The following is a 16,836-nucleotide window of genomic DNA, read 5'->3' on the forward strand; positions in this document are numbered from 1 at the left end:
TAAACAATAAAATTTAAGGATTAGTAGGATGCAAATGAATAAAGTGATGAAGAGCTTCATTATCGCATTGCCAGTAGTGACAATGATGGCATGTTCTTCAGGCCCTAGCGAAGAAGAATTGGCAGCAGAGCGTAACCGTCTTGCTCAAGAACAAGCGGCTGCGGAAGCGGAAGCACGTGAAGCAGAAGCACAGCGCGTTAAAGCAGAAGCTGCACAGCGTATGAAGCGTCAGGAAGAAATGGTTCAGCAAGAAATGGAAGCGCTGAAGAACGAACAAACCGTTTACTTTGACTTTGACCGCTCAAGCATTAAGCCAGAGTTTCAGCGTATTCTAGACAAGCACGCGGCGTTCTTGGTGAAAAACCCAAGCACTAAAGTGACTATTGAAGGTCACACTGACAGCCGTGGTACGCCAGAGTACAACATTGCGCTAGGCGAACGTCGTGCACAGTCTGTTGAAACTTACCTACTTAATGCTGGCGTAAGCAGCAGCCAAGTAACAGTAGTTTCATACGGCGAAGAAAAACCAGCAGTGATGGGTTCTACTGAGTATGCATTTGCTCAAAACCGTCGCGGAGTGGTTGTTTACCGCTAATGACTATTCTTACGAATAAGACATTAAAAATGGGCGTCACTTTATGTGCCGCCCTTGCTGTTTCTACCGCATTTGCGCAAGCGCCTGTGGTAGACGCCAATGGCGGCAGTGAATTAGAGCAGCGTATTGTAGTGCTTGAGCGTATTGTTAAGAGTCGAACTGAAATGCAGCACAGGTTGCAAACGCAGTTAGATAACATGCAAATGGAGGTCGACCAGCTGCGTGGTGCGGTTGAGGTTAATACCAATGAACTGCAAAAAGTACTTGAGCGTCAGCGTGAGCTTTACCTTGAAATAGATAAACGCGTAGAAGCACTTAAGCAAAGTGGCGCGCTACAAGGTAGTGCCATGCCTAGTGCCGGTGTTGATTCGGGCTCTGTAAGCTCTCCTACAGCACCTACACCAACGCAAGCACCGCAAGCAGGTGAAGATGAAGCCTACGAGAATGCGGTGAATTTGATCCTTAAGTCTCGTGAGTACGATAAAGCGATTCCTGCGTTTCAATCGTTCATTTCACGCTTTCCCAACAGTGGTTACGCGCCAAATGCGCACTATTGGTTAGGGCAACTGTTGTTTAATAAGCAGCAGTGGAGCGAAGCAAGTGAGCAATTTAATATTGTAGCTAATCGCTTTACCGATTCTGCTAAGCGTCCTGACGCCTTATTAAAACTAGGTGTCATTGCTGAGCGAACGGGAGACAGTTCAACAGCTCGCCAGCTATTTCAACAAGTTGTAAATGAATATCCAGATTCTTCAGCAAAGCGCCTCGCTGAATCTCGGTTAAATAACTTGTAATGAACAAAGCCTCTTTTAAAGAGGCTTTTTTATGAGTTAGAGAAAAGTTTGTTTCAAAAAATTCCATTTAGAGTGCATAAAACTTCTGCACTAAATTTCACTGTATTTCGTAGAAACCTGACTAAACTCATTTAGTACTGGTATAAATACTCAGCGATTTGTTTTCATTTTGACCGTTTAGTCGTAATTTGACAGAAAAATGAAAATAAAAGGACGTTATGGGTTGCGTCGAATAAAAATCTGAGTATTATATGCCGCCGTTGCCGAGACACAGGTAACAACAGGAAAGAAAGGGTCGTTAGCTCAGTTGGTAGAGCAGTTGACTTTTAATCAATTGGTCGCTGGTTCGAATCCAGCACGACCCACCACTTTCTCTCCTAGCATCAAATGATGGGTCGTTAGCTCAGTTGGTAGAGCAGTTGACTTTTAATCAATTGGTCGCTGGTTCGAATCCAGCACGACCCACCATCATTTGAATTGCTAAACTTATCTTTGTGTCACTTGATGGGTCGTTAGCTCAGTTGGTAGAGCAGTTGACTTTTAATCAATTGGTCGCTGGTTCGAATCCAGCACGACCCACCATCAAGTCTTCTTAATGTTCAAACAACGCTACTCAAATCACACTTTCTGAAATCCAACTTATATTTCTTTTTGCACTGTCACTTATCTCATTTTTACTTTGATCTGGTTAACTTAACCCCATGTAGTAGAAAGGTAAGTACAAATACGACTATTTAATTACGCTTATGTTGAATAGGTAGTATGTAATTTTTATGACAGTTGGGTATAATCCGCACCCTTGTCGCAACAGAGATGTAGGTTAATGTCAGTAGCATTTCGAGTGGATCAGGTAGAGTACCCGTTCCCAGCAAAACCACAGCCATTATCAGAAGCACGTAAAGCTGAGTTAAAGGCAGAGATCAAAGCCTTACTAAAGGCTCGCAACGCTGTGCTTGTCGCACACTATTACACCGACCATGAAATTCAGGCGCTTGCTGAAGAAACTGGCGGTTGTGTAGCTGACTCTTTAGAAATGGCGCGATTTGGTAGAGATGTAGAAGAGCAAACATTAATTGTTGCTGGCGTTCGCTTCATGGGTGAAACGGCAAAAATTCTTAGCCCTGAAAAAACCGTACTAATGCCTACCCTTGAAGCGACCTGTTCGCTTGATATTGGTTGCCCGGTAAAAGAGTTCAGCGAGTTTTGTGATCAGCACCCTGACCACACCGTTGTGGTTTACGCTAATACTTCGGCCGCTGTGAAAGCGCGCGCTGATTGGGTAGTGACCTCAAGCATCGCGCTTGAAATCGTTGAGCACTTAGACAGCCAGGGCAAAAAGATCATTTGGGGCCCTGACAGACACTTAGGCTCTTACATTGCCAAGCAAACCGGTGCCGACATGCTAATGTGGCAGGGCGAGTGTATTGTTCACGATGAGTTCTCTGCGCAGAAGCTTGCAGACATGAAGGCGCTATACCCTAACGCTGCAGTACTGGTTCACCCTGAATCACCAGCCAGCGTGGTAGAGATGGCGGATGCAGTTGGCTCAACCAGTCAATTGATAAAAGCATCGCAAACCATGGGTAACGACACCTTCATTGTTGCCACTGACAAAGGCATCTTTTACAAGATGCAACAGCTTACGCCAGAGAAGACGTTTATAGAGGCTCCAACGGGCGGTAACGGCGCTACTTGTAAAAGCTGTGCTCACTGCCCTTGGATGGCAATGAACGGCTTAGAAGCGATTAAGGCCTCTTTAACAGGCGAAACTGATGGGCACGAAATCTTTGTTGATGATGAATTGCGTAAAGGTGCACTTATTCCACTTGATCGCATGCTTAACTTCTCAGCCGAGTTAAAAGCGAAAGGCGGGCTATAAGCGCACGTTTTATAAGCACTTGTTGAATATTTTCCAGCAAGTTCTTGATTAAGCGCGCGGCTTTACCTACTATACGCGCGCTCAAAGGTTTTCGTAGTTGAAATCTTCTTGATACAAAATTTGGAGAGATGGCTGAGTGGCTGAAGGCGCACGCCTGGAAAGTGTGTATACGTTTATAGCGTATCGAGGGTTCGAATCCCTCTCTCTCCGCCAAATACAAAAAACCGGCTTTAGGCCGGTTTTTTTGTGCGTATAAATTAGCGCTGATTACTTAGCAACCTGCTGGTAAACTTTTATTAGGTCAGGAAGCTTTTTCGCGTAAATCGCTTTCTTTGTACCCGGGTGAAGTAGTTGGCTCACGAAAGTGCGTAGGAAGCCAAGTACAAAGGTTTGTACACGGTCAGCGTCTGCTTCGCTTGGATTGGCGATAAGCTTTTCTGTTTCTTCCTGTACTTTATGTACAATTGGATCCATGGTGTCTTTTCCTGCAACAAGGTCGTTACCTGTCACTACACCTTTGCCAAGTAAGTCGCGTACGGCATCGTAAAGGTCGGCAGAAACAGCATTAGTTTGGCCCCAATTTGCGATATTGTACTCTTCAGAAATTTTATCTAGCTCGGCAGTTGGATCGCTAGATTTCAATAAACCTTCAATAAGTTTGTGTGCTTCAGTTTGTTTTACAGGTGTTGATAATTCTGACATGTTTGACTTCGCTTTATACTAAAAACGCGCTTTATAATTTTTTTAATATCTTCTGTCAAGTTAGTTGATAAAAAGTATTTTATAATCAAGTGTTTGTATTTTTATTGTTGATATTGGTAAGCCGCAAAACGAAGGTAAACATTTAGCAATATTCACTTTCTTTAACGAAATCGGCGTTACCTAATCGATTTCAATGATTTCAATATATTAAAATATTAAATATCACCTTTTAATTCCTACTTGGTTCCTCTACATCCCTCTGTTTTCTTGCTTTAGACTAAATTGTAATCGTTTTACCCGTCATCACTCTTATTATCATGTTATATACATTCTGTTTACATTTCGAATGATGCGTAGTTATTGTAATTACGACTAAATTTTGAGCCATGTTGAATTCGCCGCGCAAGCAAAGGCTCTTTACAACAATAATTAGCAAGAGAATCGTAAAAGATGAGTAAACGCTTACCCGCCCGCTTTAACTTAAACCGCACTACTAAATTAATTGCGTTGTGCTTAGGCTTGCATTGCCACGCCGCTATGTCGCAGGAAATTAACGAACAGGCTGAAGACGAGTTGTATGAACAAATACTAATCACCGCTTCTAAGCGAAGTACGGGGCTTCAGGAAACGCCTATCGCTGTGTCTGTTACTAGCGGAGAAGCTATCGAGCAAACTCAAGTACTAGATATTCAGGATTTACAGGCGTTAGTGCCAACATTAAGAGTGAACCCTTTACAACGTTCAGCAAATACCAATTTCTCGATTCGCGGTTTTGGCAATGGTGCGAACAACACGGGAATTGAACCTTCTGTTGGGGTTTTTATTGACGGTGTATACCGTTCAAGAGCCGCCGCACAAATTGGTGACTTACCGCGCGTCCAGCAGGTTGAAGTATTAAGTGGCCCGCAAAGCACACTCTTTGGGAAAAACGCATCGGCTGGGGTAATAAGTGTACGAACGCAAGGGCCCTCTTTTACCGAAGAGGGTAAATTGACGCTAGGAGTAGGCAATTATGATCAGCGATTGCTAAAAGGGTACTATACAAATGGTATAACCGATGAGCTTGCATTTAGTTTGTCTGGTGGAGTGAACAAACGTGATGGTTATACTGAAAGCGTTGTTGATGGTGTAGATACGCTAAATAATCGTGATAGGTGGAATATCAGAGGGCAGGCTTTATACGAACCTAGCACTGACGTTAAGTTTAGATTTATTGCTGACTATAGTGAGATAGACGAACGCTGTTGCACTGTCGCGGACGTTATTAATGGACCTACAACAGCTGTCGTACGTGCATTAGGCGGTACCGTGTTAGAGACTGATGATCCCTTTGCTTTTAAATCTGCGCTGAATTTTAATCCCAGTAACACTGTAGAGGATGGCGGGGTTTCTCTGCAAATCGACGTTGATTTTGATACATTCGCGTTAACCTCTATCACCGCTTACAGAAACAATAAATCTGACTATTTCGCGGATGTAGATTATACAACACTCGATATTTTGTCAGAGGAAGGGCACACAGAGATAGATACCTTCACTCAGGAACTTCGCCTTACTTCCCTTGGTGACAATACATTAGATTGGATGTTCGGGATGTTCTACTTCTCAGAAGAGGTAGATACAGGTGATACCTTATTCTACGGACAAAACATTCGGCCATATTTTGATGTTCTGTTGAATTCGGGGGTTGCACAAGCACTCGCTTCGTTACCCACACCGTTGCCATTTGATGCAGTTTTCCCAGATGGATTTCTTGGCGCGTTTGAACCTTTGTATGGTCAGCCGGCGGGCACTTTTTTTAATGAAAACCAGTTCGTGAACAGCGAGTTTCTACAAAAAAATGATGCATTATCTGTGTTCTTTAATCTTGATTATCATATTTCAGATAGGCTCACTACAACAGTGGGCGTCAGTTACACAGAAGACGAGAAAGACGTATCAGTAGAACAAAACAATAACGAAGTGTTGTCCTCTATCGACATCATAAATGATCCCACAGTTTTCGGTGTGCCGTTATCAACAGCGGTACCGGCTTTAGCTGGTTTTATTCCCACGCTTCAAGGCGTTCAGTTTTTGCCTCCGCAACTCGTTTTTCCTAATACTGTAGAAGACGGTAATACTAACGATGATAAAGTGACATGGAGTGCGCGTATCGCATACGAGATTAATCAAAACTTTAATGTATTCGCTACTGCTGCTACAGGCTTCAAAGCCTCTTCATGGAACCTTTCCCGCGACACACGGCCGTTTGCTTCTGACCAATCGGCACTGGAATCTGGCAATTTGGCGCGTGTTAATCAGACGTATGGAACCCGCTATGCTGGGCCGGAAGAGTCAACGGTTTATGAATTGGGGGTAAAAGCAAGGTTCAAACGGGGAGCATTTAACGTCACGCTGTTCGACCAAACAATCGAAGGCTTTCAATCGAGTACATTTGTAGGTACGGGGTACGTGTTGGCGAACGCCGGGAAACAGTCAACGCAGGGTCTTGAATTTGATTCAACTCTAGATGTAACAGAGAATTTAGTATTTAGCTTTGCTGGGACAATTTTAGACCCAGTTTACGACTCTTTTGTTGGTGCAAATGGCGTGAATGGGCCAATCGATCTTTCAGGTACGCAGCCCGCAGGCATACATGAACGAAGCTTCGTTGCAGGCCTCACTTATCACTTAGAATTCGAAAATGGCACTACTGGCTTTATTCGAAGTGATTATCTACATGAGAGTGAGACACAACTTGTAGAGAATGTTCCACCTGAACTCACTCGTGAAGTTAATATGCTAAATGCCAGTGCAGGATTAACCTTTACTAACGGAATAAGTGTTCAACTATGGGTGAGGAATTTAAACAATGATGAATACTATTTGTCAGCATTTCCACCGCCCATACAGGCTGGCAGCTTCAATGCTTACCCAAGTCAGCCAAGAACTTTTGGCGCAACAGTATCTTACATGTTTGACTAGTAACTCGTAATTTCACAACGCAAAGCCAGCTATGGCCAGAAAGTAGCTGGCTTTTTATTATTTTACTGCTTTAATCGTGTTGATAACCTTTGTACCCGTTTTTTTAGGCACTTAGACACTGTGATGCGGCAACTGGTCTAGCAGGCTTGGGTTGCGCTGGACGTTGAACCGCTGGCGATGTAAAGCGCATGTTTCTGTCATAAGCGATTGAAGGTATTTCAATCTTTTTCAAAAATGAAGACCCCGCCATTATTCCCAGTTTGTAGTCATGACGTAGCTGCGCGTCGGTGCTACCTAAAAGCTTACTTTGTAGCTTATCTGACGCAAATATTTCAATAATTTCAACACCGTCAGGTGGATTTTCAATAAACGCTAATTCTTTTTGATACGCGTGTTCGTGTTGCAGTAAATAGTCGATGGTTTTTGGGCAGGTGCCTGTTGCGCACATCACTGCGCTTAGTTTTTGTAGCCAAGGTGACTGTGCCTGAAAACCTTTATCTACGGTTCTTATCACTACTATTTTTGTAGCGCCACGGTTATAAGCTTCGGTTACGGGTAATGGCGCAGCTAATCCTCCATCTAAATAAAAATCAGTATTTGCGGCCTTTTGGGTTTCTATTTCAGTATGAAGCGGAACACCTTGTTTGTATAACAAAGGCAGTGCGCTCGATGCTTTAATCAATTCAACCCAGTTGTTTTGGCTTTTCATTGGGTTTAGAAAATATGCTTTTCTGTCTCTAGAGTTCGTGGCTGTAAACAGTATTTCTCTATCTGTCACATTGCTTTTAGCCGTATCTAAATCTAATAAACGGTTCGCTTCTTGGGTTTTGTCGAAATACCAATCTAAATCGACAATATGCTTGCCCATCAAACCGCGGCCCATCTGAAAGAAACGCTTGTGTCGTGTTAAACCTCGAATAAGACGTTTTGCATAGCCTTTTTGACGTGCAACAAAGCTTGTTAAGTTTTGCGAGCCTGCCGATGTGCCAATAAGGATATCGAAGGGGTCATGCCCAGCATCTAACCATGTATCAAGTACACCTGCTGTGAAAATACCGCGCTGACCGCCACCTTCTGCAACCAAAGCAACTTTGCTATTGGCAGAATTTTCAGCGTTACGAGCATTAGTTGACGCAAGTTGTTGAGCGAACATGATGACCCTCTATTTGACCATATATAAGTTGACTACTTGGTCTAATTGTAAGGAGATCACGTATTAGGGGAAAATTGAAAGATTGAATCACATTAATAGGAAATAACTGATACAAAACGTTTTTTGTTATTACTGTGTGATTTTTATGTTTACATTTCGATCATTACGAAGCAGTCTGAACAAATAGCAGAAAGTTAGACATGATAGGAAAAGCATCAATGAATATCGTGGTGTTAGGCGCGGGTAGTATTGGTTGTTATGTTGCAGGTTGTTTGTTGGCGTCCGGCCGTGCATTCAACAGTTCAAATACGCTTACGCTTGTTGGGCGCCAGCGATTACACAACGACATCGTAGCAAATGGCTTGAAAGTGACTGACTGGCAGGGCCGCAATCAAATGACCGACGCTCACCACGTCAATTTTTCATTAAATAACGATAGCTTAGCTAATGCAGAGATCATTCTACTTTGTGTTAAAAGCCAAGATACCAAGAGTGCTGCCAGCATCATTAACCAGTGTGCAAAGCCTAACGCGCTTGTTATTAGTCTGCAAAACGGTGTGGGTAACGCTGACTTATTACGACAACATTTAACACAGGTCATTATTGCGGGCATGGTGCCATTCAACGTTTTTTACAAAGGAAAAGGACACTTCCATTGTGGTACAGAAGGCAACATCGCCATAGAAGACCCCAATAATCAGTGTGCCGAGTTGGTGAAGGCGCTTGAAAACGCTTCCTTGCCGGTGACGGTTTATAGAGATATGGCAGCGGTGCAGTATGGCAAGCTCATTATGAACTTGAATAACGCGGTCAATGCATTGTCTGGTATACCGCTTAAATCTCAACTAGGGGATAGGCAATACAGGTTGGTTATGGCTAAAGTATTGTCTGAAGCATTGAGGGTATTAGAAGCGGAAGGAATTACTCCAGCAAGAACCGGTAAGGTCATTCCCAAGCTGATGCCAAAAATTATGAAACTACCTAACTTTTTGTTCAAGGCGGTTGCTGCATCAACGCTTAAAATCGACCCCGAAGCACGCTCCTCCATGTATGAAGATTTGGTACTAGGAAGGCGTACTGAAATAGATTACTTAAACGGTGAGATAGTTAGGTTAGGCAATAAACATCATATTGCTACACCAGTAAATAGCCATATTGTTGAACTAGTTAAACAGAATGAGCAAAAACAAAAAGGAAGCCCGTGTCTGTCGGCAGGCGCTTTGCTACCTACTGAAAAGCATCAGTAAAACTTACTGTCTGCAAAAACTGATTAGCTATTTATTTTTGCGCAGCAAAATTAATAGCGATTAATTGTGTAAAAGGAATTTTTGAAGTGTATTCACCAAGTGCACTTTATCAACCGGTTTACCAACGTGAGCATTCATGCCTGCGGCTAGGCATTCGTCGATATCTTGCTGCATTGCATTTGCAGTCAACGCCACGATCGGCGTATTTTTCTTAAGGGTTTGGCGGATGTGTCGTGTCGCGCTTATGCCGTCCACCTGCGGCATCTGGACATCCATAAGAACTAAGTCGAATTCTTGTTTTGCCATTGCATCAATGGCCTCTTGTCCGTTAGATGCATAATGCAGATCCAATTTAAACTCTTCCAATAACGCCTTCATTACCTCTACATTAATATCATTGTCCTCGGCTAATAACACCCGCTTTCCAGCCAATAAACAGTGAGAATCCTCCTCATTAGCTGCAGGAGGCATACAGTCTTCGTCTGCGGCTAAAGCAAAGTTTACGTCAAATGAAAATGTGGTTCCCTTGCCAAGTTCGCTTTCTACGGTTAAAGAAGAGCCCATTAATTTAAGCAGGTTGTTGGTAATATTAAGCCCCAATCCTGTACCGCCGTATTTTCGTGCGATAGAACTTTCCGCTTGCGTAAAAGGCGTAAACAGCTTTGCCTGGTTTTCTTTAGATATACCAATACCGTTGTCCTTGACCCAGCAATGAAGGGTGCAATGACTATCGCAAACCTCAGTAACGCGAACACCTATCTCGACGATGCCATCTTTAGAAAACTTGATGGCGTTACTGAGCAAATTAGCCATAATTTGCTTAAATCTGAGTTCATCGAACATCAGCTCATTTTTGAGGTTTTCATCAACATTTAGCACTAGGTTCAGAGCTTTGCGCTGCGCTTGGTCAGAAAAAATGTCAATTAATGCACTAATACTCGATTTTACGTGATGCGGTCCTATCGCTAACGTTAGTTTGCCGGCTTCTATTTTCGAAAAGTCCAATAGGTCATTAATAAGCTGTAGAAGCATTTCCGATGCAGTGACGATTTTCTTTGTTAAATCTTTCGTTTCTAAATCAGATGAACGTTTAGCTACGGTTTGACCAAAGCCAATTATGGCATTCAAGGGCGTGCGGATCTCATGGCTAATATTTGATATAAATTCTGACTTGATGCGGCTGTGTAGTTCGGCTTTGTCTTTTGCAGTCGAGTACAGTGCATTCGCCTGTTTTGATTTTTTTAGCAGAATTAAAATGATTACAATGGTAACCATCGTTAATGCGACCAACACAGAAAGTAGCATTGAGAATAACTCTTGTGTCTGTTGCGCTTCGTTTTTCAACTTTAACGCTTCTTCAAAAGCTTTGTTCTCATTCTCAAGTAAGTTCGCTCTCTCTTTTTCTTGGGTAATTTGTTGAACCAAGTTAGCGCTTTCAATTAGTTCTAAATCTTCGTACTTTTTCGCTTGTAAATATGCTTCGTGAAACACCTCAAACTGTTCGAACGCTAATTTATAATCACCTTTTGCTGCGGTGATATAAGCCGCAGTTTTGTCTAGCTGCGCACGCCATGTCGTTTGTTCATCCTCCCGATTTTCATCATAAAGTTCGCGTGCAAGTGCTAACGATTGATAGGCCTCATCTAACTCACCTAAAGTAAGATGTGCTTCTGCTTTCAAACGATAAATTTCACTATTGTAAAAAGATGAAGAAAGGGGATGGGCTATTACTTTTTCAGATAGCGCTATTGCAGCTTTTAATTTTCCAGCACGATAGTAAGTGGTTGCTATCCCGTATGTTGCTAAAAATTCTGAATAGTTAATATCAATATTTTTATCGTGCTCAACGGCGCGTTCGAAGTAGCCAATAGCGTTATCATAATCACCTAAATTTCGGTATAAAATACCAATGGCATAAAGGTTGTCGCTTTCTAAAATTCGTTGATTGGCCGCTTGCGCGCCAGCTAGTGACTTCTCGTAATAGCGCAAGGCAAGCTCGTAAGCACTTACCGACTGATAGTAATCTGCCACGATAGAATCGTAGAGAGGCCTGAGGTAAGAAAGATCATGAGTGACAAGCAAATCATTAACCGTATTAATAAGCTCTGCATTAGGAGCAAAAACCTGCCCCTCACTGTAAGTAAGAATTTGGTAGATTAGGGCATAGGCTTTGACATCAGCAGGAAGGGAAGGGGTAGCAATTAAAGCGTCGAAACGTTTGTACGCTTCAGTGTAGTCTGCACTTATGCCATACATTCTCGCTATTCCTACTGCGATAATGAAACCATCTCTGGTCTTACCTTCTAACTCTTGTAATTTGCGTAGAATATTGTCATTCGGTCGCTGATGAATTAACAATTGGTAGCGCGTGTATAAGGCGGCGACCGCTCTTTTATCGTCTACTTTCACAGTATCCGATAGCAAAAACGTTTCTAATTCATCAATTGCAGCGCCTATTGGCGTGGGCGAGTCTGTTTCTACTTGCAGACTGATTTCGTTGACCCGGTCAGCTATCGACGCGTGGACATGAAACGCAGAAAAACTTATTACAAACACGCATAATATTGTGGAACAAAAAAAACGGGTCAAAGTCAGGAGCCTCCCATGCCGGTGCACTTCTATATTAAACGATTAAGGCAGTTTATAACTTAGTCAATAAGTCTAAACTGTTCGAAGATAAGACAACATTTCGAGGTGAAGCGGAAATGAATGAAAGCATTAAACTCAATTACGTTGAGTTTGGGTCATTAAATTTAAATGCATCTAAAACGTTTTTTGAGTCTGCGTTAGGCTGGTGCTTTACTGACTACGGTAATGAATACAGCGCGTTTAGCAATGCCGGTTTGGATGGTGGGATATTCGCAGCGGAACGGGTTTCAAAAGCAGAGAGCGGGGCGCCCTTGTTAGTACTTTATGCTAGTAACATTGCTAAAGCACAACTTAATGTAGAAAGCGCGGGCGGAACAATTACCAAACCGTTATTTGATTTTCCCGGTGGGTGCCGTTTTCATTTTGTAGAGCCTGGCGGTAATGAGCTTGCTGTTTGGTCTGAGTCGGCTAACTAGTATCATACTCTTTTCTAATACTTTACGTACATTACGAGGAATACTAGAAATAAAAAACGCCTTACCAGTTAATGGTAAGGCGTTTTAGGTTTTACTGAGTAAAATTAAGTTTTAGTTTTGCTCAAGCACAATACGCAGCATTCTGCGAAGCGGCTCTGCAGCGCCCCACAATAGCTGATCGCCAACGGTGAACGCTGAGATATACTCAGGGCCCATGTTAAGCTTGCGGATACGACCTACTGGAATAGATAGCGTACCGGTTACCTTGGCTGGCGTGAGTTCCTGCATAGTCACTTCACGATCATCAGGCACGACTTTTACCCAGTCATTGTGTTTCGCTAAGATTTCTTCAATCTCGCTAACCGGCAGATCTTTCTTCAATTTAAGCGTAATCGCTTGGCTGTGACAGCGCATGGCACCTACCCGTACGCAAATACCGTCGATAGGTACTTCGCTGCCTTTTATGCCTAGAATTTTGTTTGCTTCGGCTTGGGCTTTCCACTCTTCACGGCTTTGACCTGAAGGTAGCTGTGAGTCGATATACGGGATCAGGCTTCCAGCAAGAGGAACGCCGAATTGCTCACTTGGGTAGTCTGCGCTTCGAATAAACTCAGACACTTGTTGATCGATATCTAAAATTGCGGTAGCAGGATCTGCTACTTTATCTTTAACATTGCTGTGAATAGCGCCCATTTGGCTAATAAGTTCACGCATATGCTTAGCGCCTGAGCCTGAAGCCGCTTGGTACGTCATTGGTGATGCCCACTCAACAAGGTCTTTTTCAAATAGACCTCCTAGCGCAAGCAGCATAAGTGACACTGTGCAGTTCCCGCCAACGTAAGTGCGAATGCCTTTTTCAATACCATTATCAATTTCTTTACGGTTTACTGGGTCTAGTACAATGACCGCATCATCTTTCATGCGAAGGGCTGACGCTGCGTCAATCCAATAGCCGTTCCAGCCTGTTGCACGAAGGTCATCATAAACGGCTTTCGTATAGTCACCGCCCTGACAGGTAATAATAATATCTTGTTTTGATAGCGCCTCGATGTCGTGCGCATCTTCTAAAACACCTGCATCTTTGCCAGCAAAGTTTGGCGCTGCAATACCCTTTTGAGAGGTGGTAAAAAAGGTGGGCTCAATGTGCGCGAAATCTTGCTCTTCTTGCATTCGCTGCATTAAAACTGAGCCAACCATACCGCGCCAGCCCACTAAACCTACTTTTTGTTGTGACATTAAACTGAGAACCCTTGTTACTAAAATGAAAAGTACTTCATCACTTATGTTTGTAGCGATTGGCCAATACCCTAGCCTTTTTATAAATTGGCGTGTATTGGAAAAACATAAAAGTGATGTCGAACGCCGCGTGCCTAGCGCACTGGCGCAATACCTGTCGTTTTTATTTTTATCCTCGCAGTCTAAGTGTTATTTGGCGCGCTGGCTAGATGGTTTTTATAAATAATCTATCGCTGATATAAGCATTTTAAACACGATGAAAATGTAAGCTGTTTATTATATAGATTACCTTGAAACTGCTTTAACGAAACCTGCGCTTATCGAGTTTAGGCATTATTGATAACTTAATGTTAGGCAATTAATTAAAAGAAAGATTGAGCCAAAATTTTTAAGAAAACTAACGGGTAGAGAGCAATAATGAAAACAGTATTGATTACAGGTGCCACTGACGGCATTGGTCTAGAGACGGTAAAAATGTTGGGCAAAGAAGGTCACAACGTAATTTTACACGGTAGAAATAACGCGAAACTGGAGAATATAAAAGGTGCGCTAGAGGCTCAATTTCCAGGAAGTACGTTTGATACTGTTCAAGCCGATTTATCTTCGTTCGATGATGTAAGGCAACTCGCAATTGCAGTAAAAGCCAAAAACAAACATCTAGATGTATTAATAAACAATGCCGGTGTATTTACGATGGAAAACCCTGTTACAAACGCAGGCCTAGATGCCAGATTTATGGTGAACACCATAGCGCCTTATATGCTCACTTTAGGGTTAATCGATGTAATGGATGCACAAAGTAGGGTGATAAATGTGTCATCGGCTGCACAGGCTCCTATTAATTGGAGCGCGTTACGCGGTGAAATTCAGCTGTCAGATGGTGCTGCCTACGCGCAAAGCAAACTGGCGATTACCATGTGGACCATGAACTTGGGCAGTAAATACAAAAATAATGGCCCTAAAATGGTATCGGTAAATCCGAAGTCGCTTTTGGGCAGTAAAATGGTGAAAAGCGCTTACGGTATTGCTGGGGGCGACCTGAAGCTTGGCGCACAAATTTTTATGGATGCCGCTTTCTCTGACCGTTTTGCCGATGTTGCAGGAGATTACTTTGATAATGACCACAATACCTTTGCAGCACCACATCCGTTTGCTAATGATCCTTCTCATATTAAAATGTTAATTGCCGAATTGGACGCCATCATCGCGGCGCATTAACGTTTTTGATGCGCTGTAAAATTAGCTTCTCTATTTTACGCTAAGATTAACTAGGCAAGACTTCAAACACCTTGCTAGTGAAAAATAGGCCTACAAATTGCTTTAAACCTTATTAGTAATCCCTCACAATGTGTGAGGGATTATAAAATGTTGAGATACGTTAGACGAATAATGTAGTTCTTAACATGGACAAAAAGTGAGGAAAGCATGCAGTACGATAGCCACAACAAATTTGCTACGACAACCGTATTTTTACACTGGCTGGTGGGGTTAACCATTATCGGGTTACTCGCTACCGGCATTTACATGTCAGAAAATGGTGTTTATGCGCTTTATCCATGGCACAAGGCCATTGGTTTTATCATCTTATTTGTCGCGTTAGCCCGCGTGATATGGCGTATGAAGAACGGCTGGCCCAGTGCAGCTGCTAACTACAAACCCATTGAACACAAGTTAGCCACAGTGGTGCACTGGGTTCTGATTATTGCAACATTAATGATGCCTATATCAGGTTTAATGGCCTCGGTACTTGGAGGGCACGGCCTATCCGTTTTCGGGTTGGAAGTATTTGCCCAAAACTTTAGTGTAGAAGACCCAGAAAAAACACTGCCTATCAATTACGAGCTGTCTAAGCTGGGTGGAGCGATTCACTTCTATTTAGGATACACCGTAATTGTCGCTTTATCGCTACACATTGCTGGCGCGCTTAAGCATCACATCATTGATAAGGACGGTACGTTAAAGCGCATGCTGGGTAAAACAATTAGTGAATAAAGTGTGAAGCACTTAAATACATCTATCTAGATGTACCATTGAGTGAGTAATAGCACGAAGATGAAAAAGAAAGCCGAGTTATCTAATAACTCGGCTTTTGTATATTAGAAAGGCGCAAAACTATCTTTTGGCGCGTTGGGAACTGTCCATCTCGATTTGGCATCAGCTTTTGACGGTGGTAAAACGCCCCGAGGAATTTGCATGCTATCGCCATATAGCCATAGCACCATGTTAGTTCTGCTGCCACCCGTAATTGGCTGCGCGGCGTGAGGTACACTGCCTCTGTGAAGCATAGCAACACCAGGTGCAAACACTGTACGTGTTACTTTACCCGTTGCCTGATTAAAGAAGTCAACTTCCGACCCTTTAAAGGTTTCCCCTGGCACATTTAGGTTGATATTCATTGTCGCAGCAGACGCGTCAGTGTGCGGTCTAAGCGATGTGTCCATGCCTTCCTGATATTGAATTGAAAACCCAAACGTCTGGCTATCGAATCCCATTACTTCAGGAAATAGCAAACGCGAAATAGGGCGCATGTACTTGTCCATGATTAGGTTATAAAACGTTTGGAACGTAGGTGCGGCCAAGTAACCTTCAGAACGTGCATCCAACATACCGCCGTTGCGATTTAGCGCAATACCGTAAGGAGGGCGAAGGGGTATGCCGGCATCGGCTACACCGTCTAAATAAGCGCGCAGAAGATGAAGTTTTTCAACATCAAATAGCTGTGCTTGATATACACCTGGCAGAACCTCTTCCCATAAATTTGCTACAGCTTGTTCTTTAGCTGGGTCTTCCCATGTTAGCGTAACAGCATTGCGAAGCGGTTCGCTTATCAAGTTTTCTGTTACCCATTCAGCTAATTGTTCGTTTTGCTCATCCCATTCCTGCCATGCGCTCTCTAGTAATAAGCGGCTGCTGTCCCAAAAGCGCTGAACAGACGGCGCTCGTTTTAACATTTCATCGCGACTAGGAAGGACTAGCGAGCGTGCTTGTTGCAAGGCCCCGTTTGTTGCTTCAATGTTATCTATAGTTGCTGTTTGCGTTTTTGAAAGGGTCATAAATATTCTCCGTTTAAATACACTGTATCGGCGCAGGTTACTCGTTTGCATTGATGACAGTGCGTCGATGGCAAAAGAATATTGCACTTTTTAAAATTTAAAAATGCGTTATTTATAGAGTCAGAATATAGATTTTGTTGAAAATTGA

General features: G+C 42.9%; 13 protein-coding genes and 4 tRNA genes. 12 read left to right on the top strand and 5 right to left on the bottom strand.

Translation table 11 applies throughout. The annotated features are described in order from the left end of the window. Positions 1-28: 28 nt before the first annotated feature. The 7 genes from pal to ACXAFM_RS15470 all read left to right on the top strand — a co-directional run bounded on the left by pal (position 29) and on the right by ACXAFM_RS15470 (position 3,481). Positions 29-595, top strand: coding sequence for a peptidoglycan-associated lipoprotein Pal (gene pal / locus ACXAFM_RS15440; protein WP_014948870.1), 567 nt, complete (start codon positions 29-31; stop codon positions 593-595). Beyond that, positions 595-1,389, top strand: coding sequence for a tol-pal system protein YbgF (gene ybgF / locus ACXAFM_RS15445; protein WP_474835110.1), 795 nt, complete (start codon positions 595-597; stop codon positions 1,387-1,389). The genes pal and ybgF overlap by 1 nt, the downstream gene beginning before the upstream one ends. A 292-nt stretch (positions 1,390-1,681) precedes the next feature. Further along, positions 1,682-1,757 (top strand) — tRNA-Lys (locus tag ACXAFM_RS15450). A gap of 24 nt (positions 1,758-1,781) precedes the next feature. Then, positions 1,782-1,857: transfer RNA gene (locus tag ACXAFM_RS15455), tRNA-Lys, on the top strand. A 38-nt stretch (positions 1,858-1,895) separates the two neighbouring features. Next, positions 1,896-1,971: transfer RNA gene (locus tag ACXAFM_RS15460), tRNA-Lys, on the top strand. Positions 1,972-2,212: 241 nt separating this feature from the next. Continuing rightward, positions 2,213-3,268 carry a quinolinate synthase NadA gene (gene nadA / locus ACXAFM_RS15465; protein ID WP_474830643.1) on the top strand — a complete coding sequence of 352 codons (1,056 nt, stop codon included), beginning with the start codon at positions 2,213-2,215 and terminating at the stop codon, positions 3,266-3,268. Between the two features lie 122 nt (positions 3,269-3,390). Beyond that, positions 3,391-3,481 (top strand) — tRNA-Ser (locus ACXAFM_RS15470). A 54-nt stretch (positions 3,482-3,535) separates the two neighbouring features. Here the strand turns inward: ACXAFM_RS15470 and ACXAFM_RS15475 are convergent. Then, complete coding sequence (locus ACXAFM_RS15475) at positions 3,536-3,970, bottom strand: hypothetical protein (RefSeq protein ID WP_474830645.1); 435 nt, start codon at positions 3,968-3,970, stop codon at positions 3,536-3,538. Between the two features lie 450 nt (positions 3,971-4,420). Here ACXAFM_RS15475 and ACXAFM_RS15480 point away from each other — a divergent pair, with 450 nt between their 5' ends. Continuing rightward, positions 4,421-6,934, top strand: coding sequence for a TonB-dependent receptor (locus ACXAFM_RS15480; RefSeq protein WP_474835112.1), 2,514 nt, complete (start codon positions 4,421-4,423; stop codon positions 6,932-6,934). 103 nt (positions 6,935-7,037) lie between these two features. Here ACXAFM_RS15480 and ACXAFM_RS15485 read toward each other — a convergent pair whose 3' ends face one another. Beyond that, positions 7,038-8,087 (bottom strand): patatin-like phospholipase family protein, encoded by a 1,050-nt coding sequence (locus ACXAFM_RS15485; RefSeq protein WP_474835114.1) that lies wholly within the window; start codon positions 8,085-8,087, stop codon positions 7,038-7,040. 218 nt (positions 8,088-8,305) lie between these two features. On the opposite strand from ACXAFM_RS15485, the gene ACXAFM_RS15490 reads away from it, so the two are divergent. Further along, complete coding sequence (locus tag ACXAFM_RS15490; RefSeq protein WP_474835116.1) at positions 8,306-9,334, top strand: 2-dehydropantoate 2-reductase; 1,029 nt, start codon at positions 8,306-8,308, stop codon at positions 9,332-9,334. A 60-nt stretch (positions 9,335-9,394) separates the two neighbouring features. On the opposite strand, the gene ACXAFM_RS15495 is transcribed toward ACXAFM_RS15490, so the two are convergent. After that, positions 9,395-11,890, bottom strand: coding sequence for an ATP-binding protein (locus ACXAFM_RS15495; RefSeq protein ID WP_474835118.1), 2,496 nt, complete (start codon positions 11,888-11,890; stop codon positions 9,395-9,397). 149 nt (positions 11,891-12,039) lie between these two features. Here ACXAFM_RS15495 and ACXAFM_RS15500 point away from each other — a divergent pair, with 149 nt between their 5' ends. Then, positions 12,040-12,399, top strand: coding sequence for a VOC family protein (locus ACXAFM_RS15500; protein WP_474835120.1), 360 nt, complete (start codon positions 12,040-12,042; stop codon positions 12,397-12,399). 111 nt (positions 12,400-12,510) lie between these two features. On the opposite strand, the gene asd is transcribed toward ACXAFM_RS15500, so the two are convergent. After that, positions 12,511-13,635, bottom strand: a complete 1,125-nt coding sequence (asd, locus tag ACXAFM_RS15505) for an aspartate-semialdehyde dehydrogenase (protein WP_474835122.1) — start codon at positions 13,633-13,635, stop codon at positions 12,511-12,513. A 414-nt stretch (positions 13,636-14,049) separates the two neighbouring features. Here asd and ACXAFM_RS15510 point away from each other — a divergent pair, with 414 nt between their 5' ends. Together ACXAFM_RS15510 and ACXAFM_RS15515 are read left to right on the top strand one after the other, a co-directional pair. Further along, a complete protein-coding gene (locus tag ACXAFM_RS15510; protein ID WP_474835561.1) occupies positions 14,050-14,853 on the top strand; it encodes an SDR family NAD(P)-dependent oxidoreductase in 804 nt (267 codons plus the stop codon). A 207-nt stretch (positions 14,854-15,060) separates the two neighbouring features. Next, entirely contained in the window at positions 15,061-15,627 is a 567-nt protein-coding gene (locus ACXAFM_RS15515) for a cytochrome b (RefSeq protein WP_474835124.1), read from the top strand. A gap of 104 nt (positions 15,628-15,731) precedes the next feature. Here ACXAFM_RS15515 and ACXAFM_RS15520 read toward each other — a convergent pair whose 3' ends face one another. Beyond that, positions 15,732-16,688 (bottom strand): 2OG-Fe(II) oxygenase family protein, encoded by a 957-nt coding sequence (locus ACXAFM_RS15520; protein ID WP_474835126.1) that lies wholly within the window; start codon positions 16,686-16,688, stop codon positions 15,732-15,734. Positions 16,689-16,836 lie beyond the last annotated feature (148 nt).

The sequence above is a fragment of the Alteromonas sp. ABD4_190 genome (assembly GCF_056160105.1).

Coding starts and splice junctions, on each gene's coding strand:
- pal (WP_014948870.1), top strand. CDS start 29: ATGCAAATGAATAAAGTGATGAAGAGCTTCATTATCGCATTGCCAGTA.
- ACXAFM_RS15485 (WP_474835114.1), bottom strand. CDS start 8,087: ATGTTCGCTCAACAACTTGCGTCAACTAATGCTCGTAACGCTGAAAAT.
- ACXAFM_RS15515 (WP_474835124.1), top strand. CDS start 15,061: ATGCAGTACGATAGCCACAACAAATTTGCTACGACAACCGTATTTTTA.
- ACXAFM_RS15490 (WP_474835116.1), top strand. CDS start 8,306: ATGAATATCGTGGTGTTAGGCGCGGGTAGTATTGGTTGTTATGTTGCA.
- asd (WP_474835122.1), bottom strand. CDS start 13,635: ATGTCACAACAAAAAGTAGGTTTAGTGGGCTGGCGCGGTATGGTTGGC.
- ybgF (WP_474835110.1), top strand. CDS start 595: ATGACTATTCTTACGAATAAGACATTAAAAATGGGCGTCACTTTATGT.
- ACXAFM_RS15475 (WP_474830645.1), bottom strand. CDS start 3,970: ATGTCAGAATTATCAACACCTGTAAAACAAACTGAAGCACACAAACTT.
- ACXAFM_RS15520 (WP_474835126.1), bottom strand. CDS start 16,688: ATGACCCTTTCAAAAACGCAAACAGCAACTATAGATAACATTGAAGCA.
- ACXAFM_RS15480 (WP_474835112.1), top strand. CDS start 4,421: ATGAGTAAACGCTTACCCGCCCGCTTTAACTTAAACCGCACTACTAAA.
- ACXAFM_RS15500 (WP_474835120.1), top strand. CDS start 12,040: ATGAATGAAAGCATTAAACTCAATTACGTTGAGTTTGGGTCATTAAAT.
- nadA (WP_474830643.1), top strand. CDS start 2,213: ATGTCAGTAGCATTTCGAGTGGATCAGGTAGAGTACCCGTTCCCAGCA.